A 24,403-nucleotide genomic window follows, 5' to 3' on the forward strand; every position below is an offset into this window, starting at 1 on the left:
GTGGCGCGCGCCGGCCTGCTCGAAGGCCGCAGCGCCACCACGCATTGGGAAGACATGGAGGATTTCTCCGCCGCCTTTCCGGGCGTCGATGTGCGCCCCGACCGCTATGTCATCGACGGGCCGGTCTTCACCTCGGGCGGTGCCTCGCCCACCTTCGACCTGATGCTGCATCTGGTCCGCACCCGGCTCGGCATGGCGGCCGCGCTCGATGTGGCGAGCGTCTTCATCTACGATCAGACGCGCGCGGCGACCGACGCCCAGCCGCTGGTCTCGCTCGGCCGGCTCGACGGCTACGATCCGCGCCTGGCGCAGGCGATCCGACTGATGGAAGCGCATGTCGATGAGCCGCTGACCATCGATGCCGTGGCCAAGCGCGCCGGCGTCACGGCGCGCACACTCGAGAGCATCTTCCGCAAGTCGATCGGCGAGACGCCGGGCGCCTACTATCTGCGGCTGCGGCTCGCCGCCGCCCGACGTCTGGTGGTCGACACGCGCATCGCCATGGCCGACATTGCCGGGCGTACGGGTTTTTCATCAGCCGCGGCGTTTTCCAGGGCGTTTTCCCGCGCGTTCGGCGAAGCGCCGGTCAGGCTGCGGCGCGGCTGATGCAGATCGGCCAAAAGCGCGCAGCGGTTTTGGGAAGCGGCATAGATCAAAACAAGGGATTCAAAGCGCGTCGCCTGAATCCGCTTCTGTGCGGCGCGCTTTGAGGATCCAGTCGGTAGCGGCCGCAAGGTCGTCGACCAGCGCCGTGGGAGGCGGATCGAAGCGCGTTTCATCGCCTGGGCAGTACTTGCCGGTCCGCACCAGCAGCCCCGCGCCAAGCCCGGCGCTGAGCGCGCCGGCGACGTCGCTCTCCGCATCGTCGCCGACCATGACTGCATCGGCTGCCGAGCAGTTCAAATCGCCAAGCGCCGCGAGGAAGAAGTCCGGCGACGGCTTGCCGAGCACGATAGGGCTTCGGCCGCTGGCGAATTCGAGCGCTGCCACGAAGGCGCCGGCGTCGAGGCTGAGCTGGCCGTCTGCGTCCTTGAAGGTGCGGTTGGTGGCCAAAGCGAGAAAATCGGCGCCGGCAACCAGTTCGCGGAACGCTCGGTTTAGGCCGGCATAGTCGAAGGCCTCGCCGGCGTCGCCGACGACGACAGCGCGGCTCTTGCCGCCCTCCGAACCGGTAAACTCGGCTTCGAGGTTGGGATGGACGAGCAGGTGAGGTTGGCGGCCATGCCTTCGCAGCCATTCGACTGCGGCGCGCGCCGGCGTCAGCAATTCTTCATCACTGGCTTCGACGCCCAGCGCGGCGAGCTGCGCGATGATTTTATGGCGCGGCGAACGTGTCGTGTTGCTGACGAAGCGGAGCGGCAGTCCGGCCTTGCGCAAACGCTCGACCGCAGCCACAGCGCCTGCGATCGGGGTGTCGCCATCATAGACGACACCCGCGAGATCGAGCAGCACCGCGCGTATCATCGGTGCAGGATGGAGAAACAGTCTCCGTTCGTCAAACTGCCGAAAATACGCCCTCGGACACAGGGGCCGAAGAATCAGGCGGCGTCGCGGCCTTCGCGCACAATGCGCGAGCGCATGCTCTTGGCCAGCGCCGTTTCCAACCGCGCGGCGACCGCGCGATCCCATTCATTTGCTTCGCCGGCGCCATCCTTCGGATGCGGCAGCGCCATCAGCCGATCGATGATCGAACCAGCCTCGCCGGAAGAGAGCAGGGCGTCGATTTCGCGTTCGTGCTGCATACGTTTCGCCTCCTTCTTTCCTTCCCGCCGGATGTCGACAATATACGCGATTGGTGACGGCTGTTTGAAGGCAAGAGCGCGGCGATTGAGAGGCAGCGCGGGGCAAAACCTTGTCGTGTAGGTTCACCCCGCATGGAATGCAATTTCAGCTCTGCGGCGCTCGATTCGGGCGCCGCAGGAAAGCCTCAGACGTAGCGGTTGACGATGTTTTCAAGGAGCTCCTGCCGGCCGGAGCGCGGCTGCGGCTCGATCTTCTCCGTCACCACGCGTTCGGCGATCTCCTCCAGCGTACGCTTGCCGGAAAGCATCGCCTTGCCTTCGGCCGTGTTCCAGCCGGCATAGCGTTCGTTAAGCGGACCCGACAGCGCCTTGTCTCCGATCATCCTGGCCGCCGCCTTGAGCCCGCGCGCGCAGGCGTCCATGCCGCCGATATGGCCGATCAGCAGATCCTCCGGGTCGAGCGACTGGCGGCGCAGCTTCGCGTCGAAATTGGTGCCGCCGGTCTTGAAGCCGCCACCCTGCAGGATCTGGTAATAGGCCAAAGCCATCTCCGGCACATTGTTGGGGAACTGGTCGGTGTCCCAGCCGGACTGATAGTCGTTGCGGTTCATGTCGATCGAACCGAAGATGCCGAGCGCGTTGGCCAAGGCCAGCTCATGCTCGAAGGAGTGGCCGGCAAGGATCGCATGGCCCTGCTCGATGTTGACCTTCACCTCCTTCTCCAGCCCGAAGCGCTTCAGGAAGCCGTAGACGGTGGCGACATCGTAGTCGTACTGGTGCTTGGTCGGCTCCTGCGGTTTCGGCTCGATCAGGATCGTGCCCTCGAAACCTATTTTGTATTTGTAATCCACGACGAGGTTGAGGAAGCGGCCGGCCTGCTCTTGCTCTCGCGCGAGGTCGGTGTTGAGCAGCGTCTCATAGCCTTCGCGCCCGCCCCACAGCACATAGTTCTCGCCCTTCAGCTTGTTGGTCACGTCGATGCATTTCTTCACCGTCGCCGCCGCATAGGCGAACACGTCCGGATCGGGATTGGTGGCGGCGCCCGCCATGAAGCGCCGATGCGAGAAAAGATTCGCCGTGCCCCAGAGCAGCTTGACGCCGGTCTGGTTCATCTTGGCCGAAAAATAATCGGCGATCTCGTCGAGGCGCGCCGCGCTTTCGGAGAAATCCTTGCCTTCCGGGCGAACGTCGGCGTCGTGGAAGCAGAAATAGGGCACGCCGAGCAGCGAGAACATCTCGAAGGCGACGTCGGCCTTCAGTTTCGCCAGTTCCATCGTGTCGATGCCGCCGGGCTTGGCGAACCAGGGTCGGTCGAAGGTCTGGCCGCCGAACGGGTCGCCGCCCTGCCAGGCGAAGGAATGCCAATAGGCGACGGCGAAGCGCAGATGGTCCTCCAGCCGCTTTCCACCCACCACCTCGTCCGGGTTGTAATATCGGTAGGCCAGTGGATTGGTCGAATCCGGCCCTTCATACTTGATGGTCTTGATGTTGCCGAAAAATCCGCTGCTCATGGTTTCCTTCCTCTCCAACTGCTTTCGCCGATTACCTCAGGCGTAATTGGTTTGGCGCTTCCGTGGGTCCAAAAGGGTCATGTCGAAACGATCCAATGAAGGATGAAGACCATGACCGACCTCAACACGATCGCCCGCAACTACATCACCGCCTGGAACGAGAGCGATGCGGCGCGCCGCAAGGCCCTGCTCGAGGCCGCCTTCACCAGCGACGTCAGCTATCGCGACCCGATCATGCAAGGCAACGGCCACGACGGCATCGCCGCGCTGATCGACGGCGTGCAGCAGCAATTCGCCGGCTTCCGCTTCTCCCTGAAGGGTGAGCCGGACGGTTTTGCCGACCGCATCCGCTTTTCGTGGAATCTGGGCCCCGAAGGCGCAGAATCCGTCATCGAAGGCACCGATATTTGCGTCATCGAGAACGGCCGCCTGAAGAGCGTCACCGGCTTCCTCGACAAGGTGCCGGCGCAGCGAGGCTAACCGGGTAAGGGAGGCGCGAGGCACCCCCCTGTGGCCTGCCGGCCATCTCCCCCGCAAGCGGGGAGATCGGCTTTCATCTAGGATTTCCCCAATCTCCAACGCTGCAAAAGGGAGCGAGGCGCCCAAGCTGCCAATCTCCCCCCTTGAGGGGGAGATGCCCGGCAGGGCAGAGGGGGGTGCCTCGCGCATACTCACGCGGTTACCGCCCTGATCGCCGGATAGAGCGCACGATAGCGTTGATAAGCATCTGCATACGCCCCACCAAGCCCGGCATCCGGTTCGATCGTCGCATCGGTCGCCGGCGCGGTGCAAACGGCAAGCGGATCGGCGCCGGTCGCGGCGATCAGCCCGAGACGCGCCGCGCCGAAGGCGGCGCCGAAATCGCCGTCGGCCGGGATGTCGACCGGCAGCTGCAACGCGGTGGCGATCGCCTTCAGCCAGTAGCGCGAGCGAGAGCCGCCGCCGATCGCCGTCACCCTGGTCAGGGTCGTGCCCGCCGTTTTCAGCGCCTCGAGGCTGTCGCGGAAGGCAAACGCCACGCCTTCGAGCACGGCCTGGGTCAGCACGGCGCGGCTCGATTGATGCGCGAGGCCGGTGAAGGAACCACGAATGGCCGCATCATTATGCGGCGTGCGCTCGCCGGAGAGATAAGGCAGGAAAGCGATGCCTGTCGGCGCCTTGAGCTTGTCGCCGAGCTCGCCGGTCAGGTCGCCGGCGCCTTTGCCGGTGATCTCCGACAGCCAGTTGAGCGAATCGGTGGCCGACAGGATGACCCCCATCTGGTGCCAGGTGTTGGGCAGCGCGTGGCAGAAGGTGTGCACCGCGCTTTCCGGATTGGGCAGATAGGAGGCGTTGGCGGCAAACAGCACGCCCGACGTGCCGAGCGACACGAAGGCGTGGCCGGCGCCCACGGTGCCCATGCCGCAGGCCGAGGCCGCATTGTCGCCGGCGCCGCCGGCGACCGGAATGCCTGAAGCAATACCCCATTTCGAGGCAAGCTCGCCGCGCAAGCCGCCGGCCTTCGCCGTGCCTTCGACCAGCGACGGCATATGCTTCTCGTCGAGCGTTGTCGCGGCGAGCAGTTCGGAGGACCACTGCCGCTTGCCGACGTCGAGCCAGGATGTGCCCGCCGAATCCGACATCTCCGAAATATGCTCGCCGGTCAGCCAGAGCCGCAGATAGTCCTTGGGCAGGAGCACCTTGGCGACAGCGGCAAAAACACTGGGCTCGTTGTCCTTCACCCACACCAGCTTCGGCGCCGTGAAGCCCGGGAAGACGATGTTGCCGGTGAGCTTGCGGAAACGCGGGTCGGCGTCGAGCGCCGCTGCCTCGACATGGCTGCGGGTGTCGTTCCAAAGGATGCAGGGACGCAGCACCTTGTCCGAGGCGTCGAGCAGGGTCGCGCCATGCATCTGGCCGGAGAGGCCGATACCCTTGACCGCTGCAAGCTCCTTGGGATGGGAAGTCTTGAGCTCGGCAATCGCTGTCTGGCAGGCTTCGATCCAGTGCGCCGGATTCTGTTCGGACCAGCCGGCATGCGGCCGCGAGACGTCCAGCGAGCCGTGGCCGGACCCGACGACCGTCTGGCGATCATCGATCAGGAGCGCCTTGACGCCCGAGGTGCCCAGGTCGAGGCCGAGATACATGATTCCCTCCCGATGCCATTAATTTTTTCGGGTCTCGAAAAAATCTGGCTTGGCCAGTTCTTAAGCCAAGATCCGCCTCCGGTCAATTCTCTGACAAATCGGCCGCGCGGCGCGAGAACAGCGCCGACAGCGGGCTGTCCGGCCGCGCCAGCTGACGCTCGGCGGTCAGCGCCCGCGCCAGCGCGCTGTCACCGGCACGCAGCGCCGCCTCGATCAGCATCAGGTCGATCACGTCGCGTTGTGCATGGCTGCCGCCGAAGCGGTGCGCGATCCAGCGGATTGGCCGGATCAGGCGCACCACTTCTCCGTAGTTGCCCTCGCCGAATGCTTTGATCGCCAAGGTCAGAGGGTGGCCGACGTCGCGCGTGAATGCGGCGTTATCGTCATCGCCGCGCATTGCTTCGCGCTGCGCTTCGAGCAGGGTCTGGGCCGGCGCGTGCAGCCCGGCGCCGACAAAGGCCATCATCGCATGGGCATCGTTGAAGGCGTAATTGCCGGCGGCCGCCTTTGGCGCCCAGTTCGCCGCAAGCGCCGCCCAGCGGTCGCCGACATCGACGCCGTGGAGATAAAGTCGCCACAGGATCGCCGAGGCGTCGACCATGTTGAGCGCCAGCGTCGAGCGGTCGCCGTAGATCGGCCCGTCATAGAGCTGGAGCACCTCGTTTGTCTCGCCGAGATCGTAGTGGAACAGCGCCAGATGCCACCAATTATGGATTTTGAGAAAGCTGTCCTTCGTCCACGCCTCCGGATTGGCGCGCATCCAGGCGATGCCCTCCCTTTGCCGGCTTTGCATTTCCATGACATGCGCGACCGCGTGCTGCGCCCAGCCGTCGCGCGGCTCGATCTCGATGGCCTGCCGGCCGAAGGCTTCGGCGCGCGCATAGTCGCCCATTTCCTCCAGCCCGAAAGCCTGCATGCCGAGAACGGCATGGTAGCCCGGCATGTCCTTCTCCCAAGCCGGCAACGCCCGACCGATGCGGTCGCGCAGCATGCGCGCATTGCCGATGAAGAAGTCGATCTGGTGGCCAACCTGCAGCGCCACCGCATCGAGCGGGTTGTCGATGGCGACGTCCTCGAGGATGCGGGCGGCGTCATGCCAGCGGCCGCTGGCAAGATGGCCGAGCGCCGCGACATGCGCGCGCTCGCGCGCGGTGCCGGCGAGCGGCAGCGCCGCCGCATGGCAGGTTTGCGCAATCGCCATCGCCTCCCGCTCGGTGGCGAGGCCGAACAGATAGCCCTTGAACACATGCGCCATCACGAAGCTGGGCTCATCGGCGATCGCGCTATCGATGGAGCCGACCGGGTCGCCGATGAAGCACTGCAGCTCACGGACGGCTCTGGCGTAGGACGAAAGCCCGGCTTCGGTCGCGCCCGAGTGCGTCAGGCCGAATGCGTCCTTCAGCGCCATAGCCGCGTCCTTTGATGCCTATTCGTCCGGTCGGACCGATGCAATCCTAGAACATCGACCGTCGGCCCGCCAACCGGCGAGGGCTTCGACTGTGTCGAACCGGACTTCTCCTCAATTCCCCGAACGCATCGCCACCGTGGCGATGCCGGCGCCGACAAGCAATGTCCCGCCGGTGCGGTTGAAGATACGGATCGCCCTTGGGTTGCGCACGATGGCGCGCGCTCGCGAAGCAATCAGCGCATAGCCGAAGGCATTGCTGAAAGCGAGCGCCAGGAAGGTCGCTTCGAAGATCAGCATCTGCGTCCAGAAATCGGCATGCCGGTCGAGAAACTGCGGCAGGAAGGCGACGAAGAACGTGATGCTCTTCGGGTTGAGCGCCGTGACCAGCCAGGCATGCGCCATCATCCTTGCCGCCGACACGGCGTCGGTGCGCGGTTCGGCGTTCAGCGCGCCGCCGGCGCGGAACAGTTTCATGCCGAGATAGATGAGGTAGCCGGCGCCGATCACCTTGAGCACGGTGAACACAGTGGCCGAAGCCGCAAGCAGCGCGCCGATGCCGAGCATCGAAAGCGTCATGGCGGTGAAATCGCCGAGCGCGACGCCGACTGCCATCGGCAGCGCCGTACGCCAGCCCTGGCCGAGCGCATAGGAGACGACCAAGAGGATCGTCGGGCCCGGGATGACGAGGAGGATGGCGGAGGCAGCGGCAAAGGCAGCCCAGTTTTCGAAGGACATTTCCCTACTCCTTGAGCGCAAAGAACAGGATAAATCCTGGGGTACGCGAGATTGTAAAGAGGCGTTGGAGAAAATCTTCGGCGCCGGCCTGCCCTGGCGCCTGGCCCGGACAACGCCCTGTCAGGGTTAAGTGCGGGCAAAGTTCTTTCACCCTTTTTCAACCATGACTGACGAAAATTGCAGCCATTCGGCCGGACCGTGCTTCCCGCCGACAGCGTAGGGTTTGGTGTATGCGCGAGTTGCCGCAAAGTCTGACGCCGCCTTCGAGCGGCGAAACCGTCGAAACCGAAGTTCCGCTTTCCCGCCGCGCCATGCTTTCAGGCATGGGCGCCATGGCGCTGCTCGGCATGGCCGGCTGCGGCACCACCGACACGCTCGACCTGCCGCAATTGCAGATCGACGACACCACCACGGGATCGGTGCCGATCCGACCGGCGATCAGCGTCGACAAGAACATCACCGGTCCCGACGTGATGTATGCTGCCTTGACCGACAACGGCTTCCAGGTCCCGGCGGTGCCCTACCAGAAGATCAAGCCGGAGTTCCGTCGCCAGATCGTCGTCGACAAGACCGGCGAAGCGCCCGGCACCATCGTCGTGCATTTGCAGGAGCGCATGCTTTATCTCGTCCAGCCCGGCGGCGACGCCATCCGCTACGGCGTCGGCATCGGCAAGGACGGCTTCCGCTGGTCGGGCCGCGCCAACATCCAGTACGGCAAGGAATGGCCGGTCTGGACGCCGCCGCCGGAGATGGTCAAGCGCAAGCCGGAACTGGTGAAATGGCAGGGCGGCCAGCCCGGCGGCCTGACCAATCCGCTGGGCGCCCGCGCGCTTTACATCTACCAGAACGGCAAGGACACCGGTTACCGCATCCACGGCTCGCCCGAATGGTGGACCATCGGCCAGGCGATGTCGTCGGGCTGCGTGCGGCTGATCAACCAAGACATCATCGACCTCTACAACAGGGTATCGAAGAAGAACCCAGTCGTCGTCGCCTGATTTTTTCGGCGGTCAGCACGGCCGCTATTTTTTCGGGATCATGCGCCTCCTTTCTCCCGTTGCGTGATGCCGCAAGACAGGCGAAGGTGCTCTGAAAAGCTTCGCCTCGGGAGAGAACGATCATGGCCGGAACCTTTGTCATCGCGCAGGGCGGCGGCCCGACCGCCGTCATCAATCAGACGGTCGTCGGCGCCACGCTGGAGATCCGCAAGCGGCATCACGGCGCCAAGGTGCTCGGCTCGATCCATGGCGTGCGCGGCATCCGCGACGGCAACTATGTCGACCTCTCAGCCATCCCCGAAGATCGGCTGCGGCTGATCGCCGGCACCCCGAGCGCCGCCCTTGGCTCGACCCGCGACAAGCCCGACGCGGCCTATTGCGAGGTCATCCTCAACGGCCTCAAGAAGGCCGGCGCCGATGCCTTCATCTATATCGGCGGCAACGACACTTCGGGCACCCAGCAGATCCTGACCGACGCCGCCGGCGGCGCGATCGCCTTCGTGCATGCGCCGAAAACCATCGACAACGATCTCGAGGAGAACGACCATACGCCGGGCTTCATCTCGGCGGCCGAATTCGTCGCCGGCGCTTTCCTGTCGGTCGATTTGGATTTCCGCGCGTTGCCCGGCATTTATGTCGGCATCGTCATGGGCCGGCACGCCGGCTTCCTGACTGCCGCGGCCGCCGCCTGGCAGCTCGATCCGGATAGCGGTCCGCATCTGGTCTATGTACCGGAGCGCGCCTTCTCCGCCGAACGTTTCATCGATGATGTCCGCAGGACGCTCGACCGCCACAAGCGCTGCATCGTCGCCGTCTCGGAAGGCGTCAGCACCGCCGACGGCAAGGCGTTGGTCGAGAGCCTAGTGCCTCCGGAAAAGCTCGAGCGCGACCAGCACGGCAACGTCAAATTGTCGGGCAGCGATCTGCCGGCGGCGCTCGAACGCGCTTTGGCGGAAGGCCTGCCGGGCAAGCGGGCGCGCGTCGATGCCCTGGGCTATATGCCGCGCGGTTATGTCGGCGCGATCAGCCCCGTGGACGCCAAGGAAGCCTTCGAAGCCGGCGCGTTCGCGGTCGCCGTCGCCGGGGAGGGTGGCGGCTCGGTGGCGCTGCAATATGACGGTACCAAGACCGTGCTGAAGAAGGTGCCGCTCGAGGCTGTGGCCGGCAAGACCCGCCACATGCCGGACAATTTCATGAAGCCGGACGTCAACCAGTTGTCCGAGGCCGGCATGGCCTATCTGAAGCGGCTGGTGCCGGAAAAATACAAGGTCGGAAAGCCGTTCGTCTGATGGGCGACCTTGTGGTGGGCGACTGGTTCGGCAAATCCGTTGTCGATGCCAGAACGACGATGCTGACCGAGCCATTCGTGCACGATTTCGTGCGCGCCAATATTTGGCATTTCAAGGGCCGGGACGCCGACCTGCTGGTCGACACCGGCATGGGCATCTGCCCGCTGGCGCCCGAGATCGACACCCCGGCCGGCAAGCCGCTGATCGTCGTCGCCACCCACATTCATCTCGACCATGTCGGCTCGCTGCACGAATTCCCGCTGAGGATGGGGCCGAAGGTCAGCGCGGGGGAGTTCGATGGCATGGATGATGCCGTCACCTACGCCAACATGTTCCACAATCTCGACGAGGCGGTATCCAAATTGCCGGCGCCCGGCTGGAAGGCGGCTGACTATCGCATCCCTTCCGCACCGTTGACGCGAATGCTCGACGAGGGCGACATCGTCGACCTCGGCGACCGGAAGTTCCGCGTGCTGCATCTGCCCGGACATTCGCCGGATTCGATCGCGCTGTTCGATGAGGCCGACGGCCTGTTCTTCGCCGGCGACGCCATCTATGACGGCATGCTGATCGACGACCTGCCGGATTCGGACCGCGCCGCCTATTGCCGCACCATGCAGCGGTTGCTCGAACTGCCGATACGCATCGGCCATGGCGGCCATGGCCCGAGTTTCGGCCGCGCGAGGATGGGAGAGATCGCGTCTTCCTACCTACGCCGCCGAGAGCGCTTCGTGAGCGCTGTCTGAATTAAAACTTTGTAAGGTCGCGCCAAAACCCTAATTCGGACCATTCCACGCCCTAAATGCGTGGCTGTCGATCCGGCCGGCTGCCATGCATGGCGAGACGGGCAATCCCGGCCGTCGACACGCCGACGGGCGCGTCCTTGGAGAGAGCCGTCCGCGGCGCCGGATCAACTCTCGCCCGGACAGAAACGACCATGTCACCATTTAGCATTCTTCGCAGACATCGCGTCGCGGCCCTGCTGGGCGCTGCGCTGATCATCTCCCCCGTCGTTGTTTCCTTTGCGCAAAATCCCGGCAATGCCGGCCTGAGCAACGTGGTCGCGACGACACAGACGCCGGTCGCCGGCATTACCGCCCCGAACGGCTCGTTCGCGCCGGTTGTCGCCACCACCAAGCCGGCAGTCGTGACCGTGACGACCGTGATGAAAGCCCAGCCCGGCGCGACGGACGACGGCTCGCCTTTCGACGGCAATTCGCCCTTCGACCAGTATTTCCAGCAGTTCTTCGGCGACCAGGGCATCCCGATGCCCAAGACGCCGCCGCAGCAGGCGCCGCGGCAGGAGGCTTTGGGCTCCGGCTTCATCGTCGGGTCCGATGGCACCATCGTCACCAACAACCACGTCATCGACGGCGCGACCTCGATCAAGGTGACGCTCGACGACGGCACCGAGCTTCCCGCCAAGCTCGTCGGCCACGACGCAAAGAACGATCTGGCGGTGCTCAAGGTCAAGGCGAGCAAGCCGCTGCCGACCGTCAAATGGGGCGATTCCGACAAGCTGATGACCGGCGACCAGGTGCTGGCGATCGGCAATCCGTTCGGCATCGGCACCACGGTCACCGCCGGCATCGTCTCGGCGCGCGGCCGCGACCTGCACAGCGGGCCGTTCGACGATTTCATCCAGATCGACGCGCCGATCAACCACGGCAATTCCGGCGGCCCGCTTGTCGACGTGAAGGGCGATGTGGTCGGCATCAACACGGCGATCTATTCGCCCAATGGCGGCAGCGTCGGCGTCGGCTTCGCCATTCCTTCGGACCAGGCGCAAAAAGTGGTCGACAAGCTTATGAAGGGCGGTGACATCGAATACGGCTATCTTGGCGTGCAGATCCAGCCGGTCACGCAGGACGTCGCCAGCGCCATCGGCCTCGACCATCCGGGCGGCGCGCTGGTCGCGGCGGTCACCGAGGGCTCGCCGGCGGCCAAGGCCGGCATCGAGACCGGCGACGTCATCACCGGCTTCGCCGGCCAGGAGATCAAGGACCCCAAGGATCTGTCGCGCGCCGTCGCCGACGTCTCGCCCGGCAGCAAGGAAACGCTGAATGTCTGGCGCAACGGCAAGGCGATGCAGATCTCGGCCGATGTCGGCCGCAATGCCGAAGACCAGAAGACCGCCTCGAACGGCGAAGGAGGCAAGCCATCGGCCGAACAGGGCCTGCGCGTGCCCTCGCTCGGCCTTGGCCTTACGGACCTCACGCCGGACATCCGGGAGCAGCTCAACCTGGCCGACAACCAGCGCGGCGCCGTGGTCGAGCGCGTCAACCCGGACAAGGCGGCCTCCGCGGCCGGCATTGAACCCGGCGATGTCATCGTCGCCGTCGACCGCACGCCGGTGAAAAACGCAAGGCAAGCGAACCAGGCGATCGCCGAGGCCGGCAAGTCCGGCAGGAAGTCGGTGCTGCTGCTGGTCGATCGCGGCGACGCGCAGATATTCGTCGCCGTGCCTTTCGCCGCCGGCTGAGAAAACTTCCAAGGAGCCTGCCGGCCTCTTCGGCAGGTTCCGCCGACAAGATTTCGGTTGCCCGCAAACGAGGTCGACTTCCGCGACGAGTGATTGAACCGGACGATCGTCGCGACGGCTTCGATCTGGTGCTGACGCTGACGCGCGAGCAGGCTCGGCGCCCGGCCGGCGCGATCCTTCCAGATCGGAGAGAAGGTCTTCAGACGACGCTGCGCCCAGAGTTGCCGACGCCTTTGACCCCGTGGACGCCAAGGCTTCCGAATCGACCCGGCAGGTCCAAGATGGTTAAGCGGTATCGGAAAGTGACTATTAGGAGATTCTAAAATCGAACCGAACAGTTCGTTTCTGTTGACGGTGCGTGCAGGACGGGGTGAACACTCGGCGCGCGTATACACTTGGTGAGCCAAATGGATAAATGCGATAACCAACTGATTCAACAGTGTAAAAACCGATCGTGGCGGGCGATTGGTACAATTTCAAGATGGGGATTCATGGGCCAGCCGAAACAACTTCGTGATTGGAATCCGGCAGCCGGCTCACCCACATCGGGGCTGTCCGAACGACGCGATTTTCACTCCCAAGACACGCCGCTAGACGGACGAAAAAAACATACTGGAGTACCAAAAATGAAAAAGATTGTTCTCACTGCCGCCGCCCTTCTGGCCATTTCCGGCAGCGCCTTCGCTGGTAGCGACAACTACGGTTCCAACGCCGCCAATCAGCCGGCGGCCGCGGTCGACACTTCTCGCACGGCCTCGACCCACAGGTCGGAAGCGGCCGCTCAGAAGCCCGTCACCCAGGGCGCGGACCACAACCTCTTCGGCAACAACTAAACTGCCGAACCTGGCAATGATCCATGAGGGGCCATGGCCGACAGGAGACAGACGCTGGGTTCACCCGCCGCGTCCCAAGGCATGTCGCCCAAAAGTGTACCCCAGTTTTGGAAACGACATCAGGTTAAGAATTCAGGAGTATTGAAATGAAGAAGATCGTTCTTGCCGCAACGGCCGTTCTGGCCCTCTCCGGCGCAGCTTTCGCAGGCAGCGACAATTACGGCTCGGCTGGCGCCAGCCAGCAGGCCCCTGCCGTCGACACGACCCGCACTTCGTCGGTGGGCACCGACTCGCCGGTCTATAAGCTGCTGAACTCGTCGAATGACGTGCACAAGTCGGCCCCGCAGGGCAGCGACCGCAATCTGTTCGGCCGCTAACAGCCGCAAGCAGTTGACGAAAAAGGAGCGGCGAGGGCAAACCTCGCCGCTCTTTCTTTAGCCGGACCGTCACGCGCCTCTTGGCCGAAACGGCAGCACCGCGCGTCAGGCCGCCTTCGCCTCGTCGCGATGCAGCGTGAAGGAATGCCCCTCCGCGTCGAAGATGTGCAGATCCCCGGCGCCGGCATTGAGCCGCAGCGTCTCGCCGCGCTTGACCTCGACATTTCCCGGCAGTTTGGCCACCAGCGGCAGATCGGCGCGGCCGATGTCGACATAGACGAGCTGAACCTCGCCGAGCTGCTCGATATAATCGACCTTGCCTTCGAACAGGTAATCCGTCCCGGTCGCGATCGCGAGATCCTCGGGCCGCACGCCGAAGCTCACCGCCGCGCCGTTCGCCGAAGCGGGCGTTGTGATCGGCACCGTCGCCTTGCGGTCGCCGACATGGCTGACCACGGTCGGATTGCCGGCCTTCTCGATCTTCGCCGGCAATATGTTCATGGCCGGCGATCCGATGAACTGCGCGACGAAGAGATTGCCCGGCCGCTTGTAGAGCTCCATCGGCGTGCCGACCTGCTCGACGACGCCTTCCTTCAGCACCACGATGCGGTCCGCCAGCGTCATCGCCTCGACCTGGTCGTGCGTGACGTAGATCATCGTCGTGTTCGGCATCGATTCTTTCAGCTTGGCGATCTCGATGCGGGTGGCGACGCGCAGTGCCGCATCGAGATTCGACAGCGGCTCGTCGAAGAGGAACACCTTCGGATTGCGCACAATGGCACGGCCGATGGCGACGCGCTGGCGCTGGCCGCCCGACATCGCCTTGGGCAGGCGGTCGAGATACTTGGTGAGCTGCAGGATCTCGGCCGCCTGGCGCACGCGCTTGTCGATCTCGGCCTTGCTTTCCTTACCGATCTTCATCGAGAAGGCCATGTTGTCGTAAACGGTCATATGCGGATAGAGCGCATAGGACTGGAACACCATGGCGATGCCCCGCTTCGAAGGCGGCACGTCGTTCACAACTTCGCCGTCGATCTGGAGCACGCCGGAGGTGATTTCCTCGAGACCGGCAATCGACCTCAGCAAGGTCGACTTGCCGCAGCCCGACGGCCCGACGAACACGATGAACTCGCCCGATTTGATGTCGAGGTCGATGCCGTGGAGAATGTTGAGGTTGCCGTATGATTTCTTCACCTGGTTCAGCGTGACATCGGCCATGGTTTCCTCTCCAGTGATTGTCTGTTCTCAACTCAGTCGATCCGCCCGAACCAGGCACCATAGCCGCCAAGGCGGATGGGCCCGGTGCCACCTTGTCCCGAAAAGCCGTGTCCCGGCAAGGGCTGCAGCGAGCCCTTGCCGAGATCAACTTCGGCCGGCTTGCTGCCGAGGTTGAAGACGCAGGCGATGCGCTCGTTGCCTTCGCGGCGCGTGAAGGCGACGGTGTCGCCATCGCTTTCGATAAAGTCGATTTCGCCCTTGCCCAGCGCCGGATGCTGACGCCGGAAGGCGAGAAAGCGCCGGTAATGCTCGAGCAGCGAGCCCGGATCGCCCTGCTGCACATTCACGGCTTGCGCCAGATGCTTGCCGGGCACCGGCAGCCAGGGCTTGGCGGTCGAGAAGCCGCCATTCTTGGCCGCCGCATCCCACACCATCGGCGTGCGGCAGCCGTCGCGGCCCTTGAATTCCGGCCAGAAACGGATGCCGTAGGGGTCTTGCAGGTCCTCGAATTTCAGTTCCGCCTCGCCGAGGCCGAGCTCTTCGCCCTGATAGATGCAGACCGAGCCGCGAAGCGACATCAAAAGCGCCGAGATCACCTTGAGATAGGCGCTCGGATCGGCTTCGTTGGCGGCCCAGCGCGAGGCCACGCGCATCACGTCATGATTGGAGAAGGCCCAGCACGACCAGCCGTCGCTGGCGACCCGGCCGAAAGCCTCCAGTACCGCCCGCACCTTGGCGGCGCTGATCTTCTCCGGTGCCAGGAAGTCGAAGGAATAGCACATGTGAACGCGCCTGCCGTCGGCGGTGTAGGCGGCCACCACTTCCAGCCCGCGCTGCGAATCCCCGACCTCGCCGACGGCGGCTTGCGCCGGATATTCGTCGAGCAGCGCGCGGAAGCGCTCAAGGAAACCGAGATTCTCCGGCCGGCTCTTGTCGTAGATATGGTCCTGGTAATTGTAGGGGTTCACGGCCGGCGCCGTCTGGTCGTTGCGCTCTTCCGGCGGCAGCGGCGGGTTGTCCTCCAGCCCCAGGCTGTGGAAGTAGAAATTGATGGTGTCGAGCCGAAAGCCGTCGACGCCGCGCTCCAGCCAGAAGCGGGTGATGTTGAGCAGCGCGTCCTGGACCTCGGCGTTGTGGAAGTTGAGATCGGGCTGCTCGGCCAGGAAATTATGCATGTAATATTGCTGGCGGCTTGTATCCCATTGCCAGGCCGAGCCGCCGAAGATCGACAGCCAGTTGTTGGGCGGCGTGCCGTCGGGCTTGGCGTCCGCCCACACATACCAGTCGGCTTTCGGATTGGTCCGGCTGGAGCGGCTTTCATTGAACCAGGGGTGGATGTCGGCGGTGTGCGACAGCACCTCGTCGATCATCACCTTGAGGCCCAACCGATGGGCTTCCGCCACCAGCGCGTCGAAGTCGGCCAGCGTGCCGAACATCGGATCGACGTCGCAATAGTCCGACACGTCGTAGCCGAAATCCTTCATCGGCGATTTGAAGAAGGGCGAGATCCAGATGGCGTCGACGCCGAGCCAGGCGATGTAGGGCAGCCGCCGGACAATGCCTTGCAGGTCGCCGATGCCGTCGCCGTTCGAGTCCTGATAAGAGCGCGGATAGATCTGGTAGATCACCGCGCCCCGCCACCAGTCGCGGTCTACGGCGGGGTCCGGTCTCGAACTCGTCTTCAAAGCCGATTGCATTGTCTCAACCTCCTTTCACCGAGCCGGCAAGCAGCCCGCGGACGAAATAGCGCTGCAGTGAGAAGAACACGATCAGCGGCACGATGATGGTGATGAAGGCCGATGTCGTGAGGATTTCCCAATTGCCGCCTCTCGAGCCGAGCAGCGCGTTGAGTTGCGCCGTCAGCACGATCTGGTCGGGCGCCGTGCCGAGGAAAACCATCGCCACCAACAGATCGTTCCACACCCACAGGAATTGAAAGATGGCGAAGGAGGCAAGCACCGGGAATGACAGCGGCAGCACGATCTTGACGAAGATCTCGAAATCGCTGGCGCCGTCGATCCGTGCCGATTCCATGATCTCGCGCGGCAGGCCGGCGATATAGCTTCTAAGCAGGTAGATGGCGAAGGGCAGGCCGAAGCCGGTATGCGCCAGCCAGATGCCGAGATAGGTTTTCGACGGCACACCGAAGAAGGTCCCGACGCCGTTGTAGAGCTTGAGCAGCGGGATCAGCGACATCTGCAGCGGCACCACGAGCAGGCCGATGATCACCGCAATCAGCAGCGCCCTTCCGGGAAAGCGCATCCAGGCCAACGCATAGGCGGCGAAGGCCGCGATCAGGATCGGGATCACCGTCGCCGGAATGGTCACGGTCAGCGAGTTCATGAAGGAGCGGCCGATACCTTGCGACAGAAGCACGTTCTCGTAGTTTTCCGTGGTGAATTTCGGCGGCGCCGAGGAGGCATAATAGACACGCTGGCCGCGATCGCCTTCGAAGGGCTTCGGCGAAGACAGCACGAACGTGCCGTCGGCGTTGACCTGCAGCGACACCCCATCGCCGAGATCGGCAGCCGTGCCGGCCTTGTATTGTGTCGGCGCCGCCGCCTTGGTGCCGAAGGCGCTGATCGCACGCTTGGCGCCGTCGCCGAAGACGTTGCCTTCGATGACGTATTTGCCGTCCTTCTGGGTTTGTGCGGACGCAGCCGGCAGACGCCCAGCCTCGGTCTGGCTGGAGCTTGAGAAGGAGTTCCACCAACCCGACGCGATGATCTGGTCCTTGTCGCGCAGCGACGACACGAGGATGCCGAGTGTCGGGATGGTCCAGATGACGACGAAGACCAGCACGGCGAGATGAACGCCGAATCGGCCGACAAAGGACTTTCCGCGGGTCGCAGCCATCTCAGTGTCCTCCCGTCTCTTTGTTGGCCTGGCGAATGTTCCAGACCATGATCGGGATGACCGCGATCATGATGATGATGGCGATCGTGGCACCGCGGCCGAAATCGCCGCCGCCGCGGAACATCCAGTCGAACATCAGATTGGCGAGCACCTGGCTGTTCCATTGGCCGTTGGTCATGGTCAGCACGATGTCGAACACTTTCAGCACCAGGATGGTGATGGTGGTCCAGACAACTGCGATCGTCCCCCAGATCTGCGGCACCATGATCTTCCAGAAGATCTGGAACGGGTTGGCGCCGTCGATGACGGCCGCCTCCAGCGTCTCTTCCGGAATGCCGCGCAAGGCCGACGACAGGATCACCATGGCGAACCCTGTCTGGATCCAGATCAGGATCACCATCAGGAAGAAATTGTTCCAGAACGGCAGCGATATCCAGACCTGCGGCTGGCCGCCGAAATACTGGATGATGGCGTTGAGCAGGCCGATCTGCACCTGCCCCTCGCCGCGATACTCGTAGATGAATTTCCAGATCACGCTGGCGCCGACGAAAGAGATCGCCAGCGGCAAGAAGATCAGGCTCTTGGCGATCGTCCCCCACCAGATCTTGTCGGTGAGCACGGCGATGATCAGGCCGAGGAAGGTGCAGGCCGCCGGCACCACCGCCAGCCATAGGATGTTGTTGAAAATCGAGTTGCGGAAATCCTGGTCGCTGAACGCCCATTGGTAGTTGGCGAGGCCGACGAAATGCTCGCCGCCGCGGTCGAGAAAAGAGAGCCGCAGCGTCTCGATCACCGGATAGATCAGATAGATGGTCAGGATGATCATCGCCGGCCCGACGAACAGCCATGGCCGCACCAGCCCTTGCCGGCGCAGATTGTCGACGGCGGCGCTGCCGGAGACGCCGCGCGACGGAAAGATGAAATCGAGCAGCTTGTTGGCGCCCCAGAAATACGCGACACAGCCGCCGACGCCGATGATGATGACGAATATGGCCGAGAAAATCTGAGCCGCCATGGGTCCCTCTCCCTGGGCATGACCGGCCGGCCAAGGCTGGCAGCCGCATGCGCCGACTTTCAGTTATTCGGAACGCGAAGGCTTCCGGCGTGCGTTGCCGGTCGGACCCGGGCCGTAGCCCGGATCCAGTAGGAGGATGAGGAAAGTCTCGGGTCGCGCGCGGCGGCCTCTCTGCTTACTTGATGGCATCCCAGCTCTTCTGGATATCGGCGGCGACGTCCTGGGCGGACTTGCCGCCGACCAGGTCGATCATGCCGGTCCAGAAGGAGCCTGCGCCGACCTTGCCGGGCATCAGGTCCGAGCCGTCGAAACGCACCGTGGTGGCCCCGACCAGGATCTCGCCCTGCTTCTTCAGCGCGTCGCTGCCATAGGCGTCCTTGTTGGCTCCTTTGAAGGGCGTGACGAAGCTCTTCTGCGCCATCCACAATTCATGCGCGAGCGGCATCTCGAGGAACTTGATGAACTCACGCGAAGCCTTGGAATCCTTGGTGATCATCACCAGCGTTCCGGCCACTTCCAGCGGCGTGCCCAGTTCCGGCTTCGAGGCATAGGGCGGGTAGGGGAAGAAGTCCGCATCCTGGCCGAGCTTCACATTCTCCGGGAAGAACGAAGGAATGAACGATGCCTGATGGTGCATGTAGCACTTCGGCGGCACCGTAAAGAGGCCCTTCGGGCTGTCGCGGAAGTCGGTTGCGGCGACTGCCTTGGCACCGCCGTCGACCATCTTGTCGTCGGTTGCGATCTTGCCGAAGATGTCGAGGGCGTTGACCACGGCCGGATCGGTGAAGGGAATCTCGTTCTTCACCCATTTGTCGTAGACTTCCGGCGGCTGGGTGCGCAGCATGATGTCCTCGACCCAGTCGGTCGCCGGCCAGCCGGTGGCGCCGCCAGAACCCAGGCCGATGCACCAGGGCTTGCCGCCGTCGGCAATGATCTTCTTTTCGAGATCGGCCAGTTCCTCCTGAGTCTTCGGAACTTTGTAGCCTGCCTCCTCGAAATTATCTGGCGAGTACCAGACCAGACCTTTCACGTCGATCTTGTAGGGAAAGGCATAGAAGCCCGGCTTGCCGTCCTTGCCCGTATAGGTGCCGAGCTTGGCCCAGGAGTCGCCGGCGGCATAATTTTCCTTGATCCAGGCGGCGACGTCGTCGCCCAGCGGGGTCAGCACACCCTTGGAAGCGAGATCCTGGATCAGTCCCGGCTGTGGCAGGATGGCGATGTTGGGCGGGCTGCCGGCCTGTGTGTCGATGACGATCTGCTGCTCATAATTCTCGGACGAGGAGTATTTGACCTCCGCTCCCGTCGCCTCGGAGAAATAGTCGAGCACCGAACGCACGAGCGTCTCGTCCTCGCCGCGCCACGGACCGAAGATGGTCAGCGTTTCGCCCTTGAGGTCGACCTTCTTGAGATCGTCGTAATTCGCCCAATGAAACTTCGAATCCTCGCCCGGCTTGAATTTCAGTTCGGCATGTGCCGGCAGGCCAAGGGTGAGCGCAGCGAACGCAGCACCCAAGAGAAGCATTTTCTTCATGGCAGTCCTCCCAGTGTTGAGACAGTTCGGACGAAACCTCCATCTCGTCCGCCGACGCCCACGGAACTGTGACTCAGCGAGAAGGCAACCGCAACCTTTCGAAGAGTCTTCCAAAGCGCTTTGGCTAAATCTGATCTCGCCATTGAATCATGCGGAAGTCAAGAGGTCGGCCGTGCTAATCGATTTAAACCCGCTTGCGAGTGAAGGAAAAAGTGCAATGCAGCAAGCTTTTTCGGCGCTGCAGCAGCAATTTCGGCTTCAAACTGCCTGTGGCGGCCCCTAAGGTCATGACGTTCCGACGACGGTGCCAGCGATCCTCGGATCGATTCAAATTGAAAGCGCTTTGAGGCTGGAGGCCTCGATGAACCTCAAGCAACTCTCGCACATGCTGTCGCTTTCGCAAACCACGGTAAGCCGGGCGCTGAACGGCTACCCGGAGGTCAGCGAGGAGACGCGGCGTCGCGTGATGGATGCCGCTAAGCGCCACGGCTACCGGCCGAACCCCAGCGCGAGGCGGCTGGCCACCGGCAAATCGGGAATGATCGGCTATGTGCTGCCGACCGGCAACGCCGTCGACATCGATCCGCATTTCGTCGAGTTTCTTTCGGGTCTCGGCGACTATGCCCGCTCGCACGAGCTCGATCTGGTGCTCTCGCCGGCCGACGCCGACGACCAGGAGACGACCTATCGGCGCATCGTCGCCAACCGGCAGGTCGACGCCGTCTACATTTCCTCGCCACGCCCGGCCGACCGGCGGCTGGCGCTGGTCAACACACTGGGCATCCCCTTCATCGTCCATGGCCGCAGCGAGGGCTTTGAGTTCGACTATCCCTATCTCGATATCGACAACGAGGGCGCCTTCCACGAAGCGGCCAGGCTTCTCGTCCAGCTCGGCCACAAGCGGCTGGCGCTGATCAACGGCGATGACCGCGAGACCTTCGCCATCCATCGCGAGCGCGGCGTGCGCCGGGCGCTTGCCGCCAGCGGACTGACACTGGGCGAGCGCCACATCTGTTCCACGACCATGACCGAGGAAAATGGCTATCGCGCCGCCCGCCGCCTGCTCGAAGAAAGCGGAGCCCCGACGGCGATCGTCTGCTCCAGTCTCATCATGGCGCTCGGCGTCGTCCGCGCCGTGCGCGATCTCGGCCTGACCATTCCGGGCGATCTGTCGCTGGTCGCCCATGACGACGTCTTTCCCTGGCTGCGGCCGGAGAATTTCCCGGTGCCGCTCTCGACCACCCGCTCCTCGATCCGCCTTGCCGGCGCGCGTGTTGCCGAGCGGCTGGCGGCGCGCATATCAGGGCTGGAAGAGGGCGCGCGCGGCGAGGTCTGGCCGGTCGATCTGGTCGTGCGGGGATCGGTGGCCGGCGCGCCGGTGTAGGGATCGTGTTCCGACAGACGAGACGCGTTGAGTTCCGTCGCACCCCCCTCTGTCCTGCCGGACATCTCCCCCGCAAGGGGGGAGATTGGACGTCGCAGCCGTATTCGCCAATACTCGACTTTGAGGAGCGGGGTCGCCGCTGAAACTGCTGATCTCCCCCCTTGCGGGGGAGATGGCCGGCAGGCCAGAGGGGGGTGCTGTCCCGCCGGCGCCACAGATTTTCGGGAGCCTATTTCTTCGCAGCCCCAGCTGCTTTTATATCCAACAGCCCATAGCCGAAGTCATTGTCCCGCCCCTTCGGGCCGAGATCCTTGGCCGTGGCCGCCAGCGCCTTCTCGATCTCATCGGCCGAGCGGTCGGGCGCGGCATGGATCAGGTTGGCGATCGCGCCTGAGACGATCGCGGCGGCGAAGGAGGTGCCGGTCACCACGTCCGAGCCGGTGCCGCTCGGCGCAACCATCTCAACGCCCGGCGCCGAGAGGAAGACATAGGCGCCGCGATTGGCTTGCGGCATCAGCCCGTCCTTGGCGTCGGTCGCGGTGACCGCGATGACCCCGTCGAAGGCTGCCGGATAGCCATAAGGCGCTTTCGGCCCGTTGTTGCCGGCCGCTGCGACCAGCACCATGCCGAGCGCGCGCGCATTGCGGCAGGCGGTGCCGAGGAGGTCGTTCTTCGGCCCGACGAAGCTCATATTGATGATGCGCACGTCCTGTTCAGCCGCCCAGTCGAGCGCCGACAGGATGACGTCCATACTCGACTTGCCGCCCTCGAAGGCCCGTGCGTGATAGATCTTGGCGCCCGGCGCCATGCCTTCCAGCGCGCCGACGCCGGCGATCAGCCCGTCGACGGAGGTGCCGTGGTCGCGCTTCTTGATCGGCACGTTCGGCATGGCGTCGAACTGGCCGGCGATCACGCCTTTCAGCGCTGGGTTGGTATCGTCGATGCCGGTGTCGATGACGGCGACGCGCACGTTCTCGCCGCTCGCCTGTTTCGAATCGAGCGCGATGCGCTCGAAGGCATAGTTCACGATGCCGGCGGCCTGCTGCAGCGAATAGATGTGGTTGGGCTCACGCCGCTGCGTGCGCCCGTCGGCGGCAAGCTGCGCCAGCACGACGCCGACCGGCCGTCCGTCCGGAATGCCGTAGCGCACCAGCGTTGTGCCGAGCAGCCGCGACTGGCGCTGCGAGCGCACCTGAAGGCCGAAGGTGGTGGCGATCTGCTGCACCGCGCCGGCATCGCCGGCGACCGTCACCAGCACCTCGTCGGGCACGAACTCGCCACTGACCGCACGCGGCGGCGCGACGACATTGAGCCCGGTAGGCGATGTGATGGGGCCGCTTGGCGGCGGAGCGGGCGCCGCTGTGCTTGTTGGACTCTTTGGAGGCGCCGGCTGCGTTGGCGCAGGCGTCGGCCGTGCCGGCGGATTCGGGAACAGGTCGACGATCAGCGCCGGCAGGAACACAGCGCCAACGGCGGCATTGCCCGCGCCGGATTTCCCGCCGCCATTCCTGACGCCGTCCTCGTCGCAGTCAGCGCCGGCCGCCGTCGTCCGGTTGAGGCAGTCGATCTGCTTTTGCGAGAGGTTCGGATCGTTGGTCTGCGCCACGGCGGGAGCGCCTACAAATGTCGCCGCGAGGATTGCCGCATGAAGAACGACCGCCTTAGCCGCCATCGACCGGTTTCCTTCCCTGCACCACAGCTTCCGCGAAAGGCTGGGCGGCAATAAGGCCGACGAGCTTGTCGTAGTCGGCCGCCGTGCTGGCCGGGATTGTCACGTGAAACACATCGTCGGCGGTCGGCCCGCCGGCGATCTTCAGCCCGTTCTGCCCAAGGAAGGCGGCGATGTCCGACATCCTGGCATCCGGCTTGAACTTGACCAGGGCGAAGGGCAGGTTTGGCAGATCATCCTGAGCGCCGGCGATTTCAAAGTCGTTGCGCTTGCCGCCCGGCCGCTCGAAAGACTGCGCCACGACCAGCGCAAGCAGCGCCGCGGCCGCCGCCCAGGCGACGCCCGAGGGGATTGCCGTGACCCGGCCGAAGACCTTCGCCAGCCATGACTGGCCGGGGGGCGCTCGCGCCGGACCGGCCTCGGCGTCGAGCGCCCTTGCAAAGCGGGAGAGCGCGTCGGCCGGCGGTCGGATCGCTTCGTTGGCGGCGGCGGTGCCGGAGAATTCGGCTTCCGCCTCGCCGAGCGCGGCCATCGCCGCAGGATCGGAGGCCAGCCATTCCTCGACGGCTTCGAGTTCTGCGCCTTCCAGCGAACCGTTGAGGTAAAACGGCAGCAACGTCTCCATCTCGTCGCGGCGCGACATCTTTTCAGCGGCGCTCATGGCCACCCCCTGTCGTAACCGGCCGCCTTGAGGGCCTCGCCGAGTTTCTTGCGGGCGTAGAACATCCTGGTCTTGACAGTGGCAACCGGGATGTTGAGCACCTCGCCGATCTCGGTCACCGACTGGCCATGGTAATAGGCAAGGTCGATCACCGTGCGGTGTTCCTCCGGCAAGGCATCGACAAAGCGGCGCAAGGCGGCGGCCTTGTCTTCCTTCATGGTGACCACTTCCGGCGTGTCGGCGCTGTCGGGAACCTGCGCCGCGTCATCGTCGTCGATCCAGTCTTCCTTCTTCTTGCGCAGCAAGGACAGTGCCTTGAAGCGGGCGATGCCGAGCAGCCAGGTCGAGACTTCGGAGCGGCCTTCGAAGCTCGGCGCTTGGCGCCACAGCTCGAGAAAAACCTCGTTGGTGATATCGTCGGCCATCATTTCCGATCCCGTCTGGCGCGCCACGAAACGGTAGATCCGCGCGTGGTGACGCATGAACAGGAGCCGCACGGCGGCCCGGTCGCCCTTCGCGACCCGGTCTACAAGCGCGCGATCGGTTTCGGTCGCCGCGTTCATGGCCG

At 64.2% G+C, this 24,403-nt stretch carries 23 protein-coding genes; 9 read left to right on the forward strand and 14 right to left on the reverse strand.

Annotated elements, in window-relative coordinates; all coding sequences use genetic code 11:
- Positions 1-606: helix-turn-helix domain-containing protein (locus EOA75_RS03275; RefSeq protein ID WP_127323625.1), on the forward strand; the 606-nt coding region annotated here is incomplete at its 5' end.
- Positions 607-666: 60 nt separating this feature from the next.
- On the opposite strand, the gene EOA75_RS03280 is transcribed toward EOA75_RS03275, so the two are convergent.
- The 3 genes from EOA75_RS03280 to xylA all read right to left on the reverse strand — a co-directional run bounded on the left by EOA75_RS03280 (position 667) and on the right by xylA (position 3,253).
- Positions 667-1,452 (reverse strand): TIGR01458 family HAD-type hydrolase, encoded by a 786-nt coding sequence (locus EOA75_RS03280; RefSeq protein ID WP_348628649.1) that lies wholly within the window; start codon positions 1,450-1,452, stop codon positions 667-669.
- An 86-nt stretch (positions 1,453-1,538) separates the two neighbouring features.
- Positions 1,539-1,742, reverse strand: coding sequence for a hypothetical protein (locus tag EOA75_RS03285; protein ID WP_066996194.1), 204 nt, complete (start codon positions 1,740-1,742; stop codon positions 1,539-1,541).
- A gap of 185 nt (positions 1,743-1,927) precedes the next feature.
- Positions 1,928-3,253: a xylose isomerase gene (xylA, locus tag EOA75_RS03290; RefSeq protein ID WP_127323627.1), complete on the reverse strand. Its 1,326-nt coding sequence runs from the start codon at positions 3,251-3,253 to the stop codon at positions 1,928-1,930.
- A 111-nt stretch (positions 3,254-3,364) separates the two neighbouring features.
- On the opposite strand from xylA, the gene EOA75_RS03295 reads away from it, so the two are divergent.
- On the forward strand, positions 3,365-3,733 hold the full coding sequence (locus tag EOA75_RS03295; RefSeq protein ID WP_127323628.1) for a nuclear transport factor 2 family protein: 369 nt from the start codon (positions 3,365-3,367) through the stop codon (positions 3,731-3,733).
- A gap of 191 nt (positions 3,734-3,924) precedes the next feature.
- Here the strand turns inward: EOA75_RS03295 and xylB are convergent, their stop codons facing one another.
- The 3 genes from xylB to EOA75_RS03315 all read right to left on the reverse strand — a co-directional run bounded on the left by xylB (position 3,925) and on the right by EOA75_RS03315 (position 7,522).
- Positions 3,925-5,379 (reverse strand): xylulokinase, encoded by a 1,455-nt coding sequence (gene xylB / locus EOA75_RS03305; RefSeq protein ID WP_127215605.1) that lies wholly within the window; start codon positions 5,377-5,379, stop codon positions 3,925-3,927.
- Between the two features lie 82 nt (positions 5,380-5,461).
- A complete protein-coding gene (locus EOA75_RS03310; RefSeq protein ID WP_067324075.1) occupies positions 5,462-6,787 on the reverse strand; it encodes a tetratricopeptide repeat protein in 1,326 nt (441 codons plus the stop codon).
- 111 nt (positions 6,788-6,898) lie between these two features.
- Positions 6,899-7,522 (reverse strand): LysE family translocator, encoded by a 624-nt coding sequence (locus EOA75_RS03315; RefSeq protein ID WP_127323629.1) that lies wholly within the window; start codon positions 7,520-7,522, stop codon positions 6,899-6,901.
- A gap of 230 nt (positions 7,523-7,752) precedes the next feature.
- Here EOA75_RS03315 and EOA75_RS03320 point away from each other — a divergent pair, with 230 nt between their 5' ends.
- From EOA75_RS03320 to EOA75_RS03350, 6 genes are all read left to right on the forward strand, one after another.
- Positions 7,753-8,520, forward strand: a complete 768-nt coding sequence (locus tag EOA75_RS03320; RefSeq protein ID WP_127323630.1) for a L,D-transpeptidase — start codon at positions 7,753-7,755, stop codon at positions 8,518-8,520.
- A 122-nt stretch (positions 8,521-8,642) separates the two neighbouring features.
- The gene (locus EOA75_RS03325; RefSeq protein WP_127323631.1) at positions 8,643-9,809 is read left to right on the forward strand and encodes a diphosphate--fructose-6-phosphate 1-phosphotransferase; all 1,167 of its coding nucleotides are present in this window, start codon (positions 8,643-8,645) and stop codon (positions 9,807-9,809) included.
- The gene (locus EOA75_RS03330) at positions 9,809-10,555 is read left to right on the forward strand and encodes an MBL fold metallo-hydrolase (RefSeq protein ID WP_164747259.1); all 747 of its coding nucleotides are present in this window, start codon (positions 9,809-9,811) and stop codon (positions 10,553-10,555) included. Before EOA75_RS03325 ends, EOA75_RS03330 begins: the two co-directional genes overlap by 1 nt.
- Positions 10,556-10,746: 191 nt before the next feature.
- Positions 10,747-12,291 (forward strand): DegQ family serine endoprotease, encoded by a 1,545-nt coding sequence (locus EOA75_RS03335; protein WP_095824378.1) that lies wholly within the window; start codon positions 10,747-10,749, stop codon positions 12,289-12,291.
- 626 nt (positions 12,292-12,917) lie between these two features.
- Positions 12,918-13,124, forward strand: a complete 207-nt coding sequence (locus tag EOA75_RS03345; protein ID WP_066996029.1) for a DUF680 domain-containing protein — start codon at positions 12,918-12,920, stop codon at positions 13,122-13,124.
- 146 nt (positions 13,125-13,270) lie between these two features.
- Entirely contained in the window at positions 13,271-13,501 is a 231-nt protein-coding gene (locus EOA75_RS03350; protein ID WP_066996024.1) for a DUF680 domain-containing protein, read from the forward strand.
- 105 nt (positions 13,502-13,606) lie between these two features.
- Here the strand turns inward: EOA75_RS03350 and ugpC are convergent, their stop codons facing one another.
- From ugpC to EOA75_RS03375, 5 genes are all read right to left on the reverse strand, one after another.
- The gene (gene ugpC, locus EOA75_RS03355) at positions 13,607-14,719 is read right to left on the reverse strand and encodes a sn-glycerol-3-phosphate ABC transporter ATP-binding protein UgpC (protein WP_066996021.1); all 1,113 of its coding nucleotides are present in this window, start codon (positions 14,717-14,719) and stop codon (positions 13,607-13,609) included.
- Positions 14,720-14,751: 32 nt separating this feature from the next.
- Positions 14,752-16,416: an alpha-glucosidase gene (locus EOA75_RS03360; protein WP_127217278.1), complete on the reverse strand. Its 1,665-nt coding sequence runs from the start codon at positions 16,414-16,416 to the stop codon at positions 14,752-14,754.
- Positions 16,417-16,420: 4 nt separating this feature from the next.
- Positions 16,421-17,575 carry a carbohydrate ABC transporter permease gene (locus tag EOA75_RS03365; protein ID WP_067324093.1) on the reverse strand — a complete coding sequence of 385 codons (1,155 nt, stop codon included), beginning with the start codon at positions 17,573-17,575 and terminating at the stop codon, positions 16,421-16,423.
- Between the two features lies 1 nt (position 17,576).
- A complete protein-coding gene (locus EOA75_RS03370) occupies positions 17,577-18,590 on the reverse strand; it encodes a sugar ABC transporter permease (RefSeq protein ID WP_127323632.1) in 1,014 nt (337 codons plus the stop codon).
- Between the two features lie 175 nt (positions 18,591-18,765).
- Positions 18,766-20,121, reverse strand: coding sequence for an ABC transporter substrate-binding protein (locus EOA75_RS03375; protein WP_066996009.1), 1,356 nt, complete (start codon positions 20,119-20,121; stop codon positions 18,766-18,768).
- Between the two features lie 361 nt (positions 20,122-20,482).
- Here EOA75_RS03375 and EOA75_RS03380 point away from each other — a divergent pair, with 361 nt between their 5' ends.
- Positions 20,483-21,505 carry a substrate-binding domain-containing protein gene (locus EOA75_RS03380; protein WP_067324096.1) on the forward strand — a complete coding sequence of 341 codons (1,023 nt, stop codon included), beginning with the start codon at positions 20,483-20,485 and terminating at the stop codon, positions 21,503-21,505.
- 229 nt (positions 21,506-21,734) lie between these two features.
- On the opposite strand, the gene EOA75_RS03385 is transcribed toward EOA75_RS03380, so the two are convergent.
- The 3 genes from EOA75_RS03385 to EOA75_RS03395 are packed head-to-tail and all read right to left on the reverse strand — an operon-like array spanning position 21,735 to position 24,398.
- Complete coding sequence (locus EOA75_RS03385) at positions 21,735-23,177, reverse strand: S8 family serine peptidase (protein WP_127217089.1); 1,443 nt, start codon at positions 23,175-23,177, stop codon at positions 21,735-21,737.
- A complete protein-coding gene (locus tag EOA75_RS03390) occupies positions 23,167-23,835 on the reverse strand; it encodes an anti-sigma factor (protein WP_127323633.1) in 669 nt (222 codons plus the stop codon). Before EOA75_RS03390 ends, EOA75_RS03385 begins: the two co-directional genes overlap by 11 nt.
- Positions 23,832-24,398, reverse strand: coding sequence for a sigma-70 family RNA polymerase sigma factor (locus EOA75_RS03395; RefSeq protein WP_067324697.1), 567 nt, complete (start codon positions 24,396-24,398; stop codon positions 23,832-23,834). The genes EOA75_RS03390 and EOA75_RS03395 overlap by 4 nt, the downstream gene beginning before the upstream one ends.
- Positions 24,399-24,403: the final 5 nt, after the last annotated feature.

The sequence above is a fragment of the Mesorhizobium sp. M1A.F.Ca.IN.022.07.1.1 genome (assembly GCF_003997575.1).
Taxonomy (GTDB): domain Bacteria; phylum Pseudomonadota; class Alphaproteobacteria; order Rhizobiales; family Rhizobiaceae; genus Mesorhizobium.

Coding starts and splice junctions, on each gene's coding strand:
- EOA75_RS03335 (WP_095824378.1), top strand. CDS start 10,747: ATGTCACCATTTAGCATTCTTCGCAGACATCGCGTCGCGGCCCTGCTG.
- EOA75_RS03285 (WP_066996194.1), bottom strand. CDS start 1,742: ATGCAGCACGAACGCGAAATCGACGCCCTGCTCTCTTCCGGCGAGGCT.
- xylB (WP_127215605.1), bottom strand. CDS start 5,379: ATGTATCTCGGCCTCGACCTGGGCACCTCGGGCGTCAAGGCGCTCCTG.
- EOA75_RS03345 (WP_066996029.1), top strand. CDS start 12,918: ATGAAAAAGATTGTTCTCACTGCCGCCGCCCTTCTGGCCATTTCCGGC.
- EOA75_RS03295 (WP_127323628.1), top strand. CDS start 3,365: ATGACCGACCTCAACACGATCGCCCGCAACTACATCACCGCCTGGAAC.
- ugpC (WP_066996021.1), bottom strand. CDS start 14,719: ATGGCCGATGTCACGCTGAACCAGGTGAAGAAATCATACGGCAACCTC.
- EOA75_RS03320 (WP_127323630.1), top strand. CDS start 7,753: ATGCGCGAGTTGCCGCAAAGTCTGACGCCGCCTTCGAGCGGCGAAACC.
- EOA75_RS03310 (WP_067324075.1), bottom strand. CDS start 6,787: ATGGCGCTGAAGGACGCATTCGGCCTGACGCACTCGGGCGCGACCGAA.
- xylA (WP_127323627.1), bottom strand. CDS start 3,253: ATGAGCAGCGGATTTTTCGGCAACATCAAGACCATCAAGTATGAAGGG.
- EOA75_RS03325 (WP_127323631.1), top strand. CDS start 8,643: ATGGCCGGAACCTTTGTCATCGCGCAGGGCGGCGGCCCGACCGCCGTC.
- EOA75_RS03375 (WP_066996009.1), bottom strand. CDS start 20,121: ATGAAGAAAATGCTTCTCTTGGGTGCTGCGTTCGCTGCGCTCACCCTT.
- EOA75_RS03385 (WP_127217089.1), bottom strand. CDS start 23,177: ATGGCGGCTAAGGCGGTCGTTCTTCATGCGGCAATCCTCGCGGCGACA.
- EOA75_RS03365 (WP_067324093.1), bottom strand. CDS start 17,575: ATGGCTGCGACCCGCGGAAAGTCCTTTGTCGGCCGATTCGGCGTTCAT.
- EOA75_RS03360 (WP_127217278.1), bottom strand. CDS start 16,416: ATGCAATCGGCTTTGAAGACGAGTTCGAGACCGGACCCCGCCGTAGAC.
- EOA75_RS03330 (WP_164747259.1), top strand. CDS start 9,809: ATGGGCGACCTTGTGGTGGGCGACTGGTTCGGCAAATCCGTTGTCGAT.
- EOA75_RS03380 (WP_067324096.1), top strand. CDS start 20,483: ATGAACCTCAAGCAACTCTCGCACATGCTGTCGCTTTCGCAAACCACG.
- EOA75_RS03315 (WP_127323629.1), bottom strand. CDS start 7,522: ATGTCCTTCGAAAACTGGGCTGCCTTTGCCGCTGCCTCCGCCATCCTC.
- EOA75_RS03370 (WP_127323632.1), bottom strand. CDS start 18,590: ATGGCGGCTCAGATTTTCTCGGCCATATTCGTCATCATCATCGGCGTC.
- EOA75_RS03350 (WP_066996024.1), top strand. CDS start 13,271: ATGAAGAAGATCGTTCTTGCCGCAACGGCCGTTCTGGCCCTCTCCGGC.
- EOA75_RS03395 (WP_067324697.1), bottom strand. CDS start 24,398: ATGAACGCGGCGACCGAAACCGATCGCGCGCTTGTAGACCGGGTCGCG.
- EOA75_RS03390 (WP_127323633.1), bottom strand. CDS start 23,835: ATGAGCGCCGCTGAAAAGATGTCGCGCCGCGACGAGATGGAGACGTTG.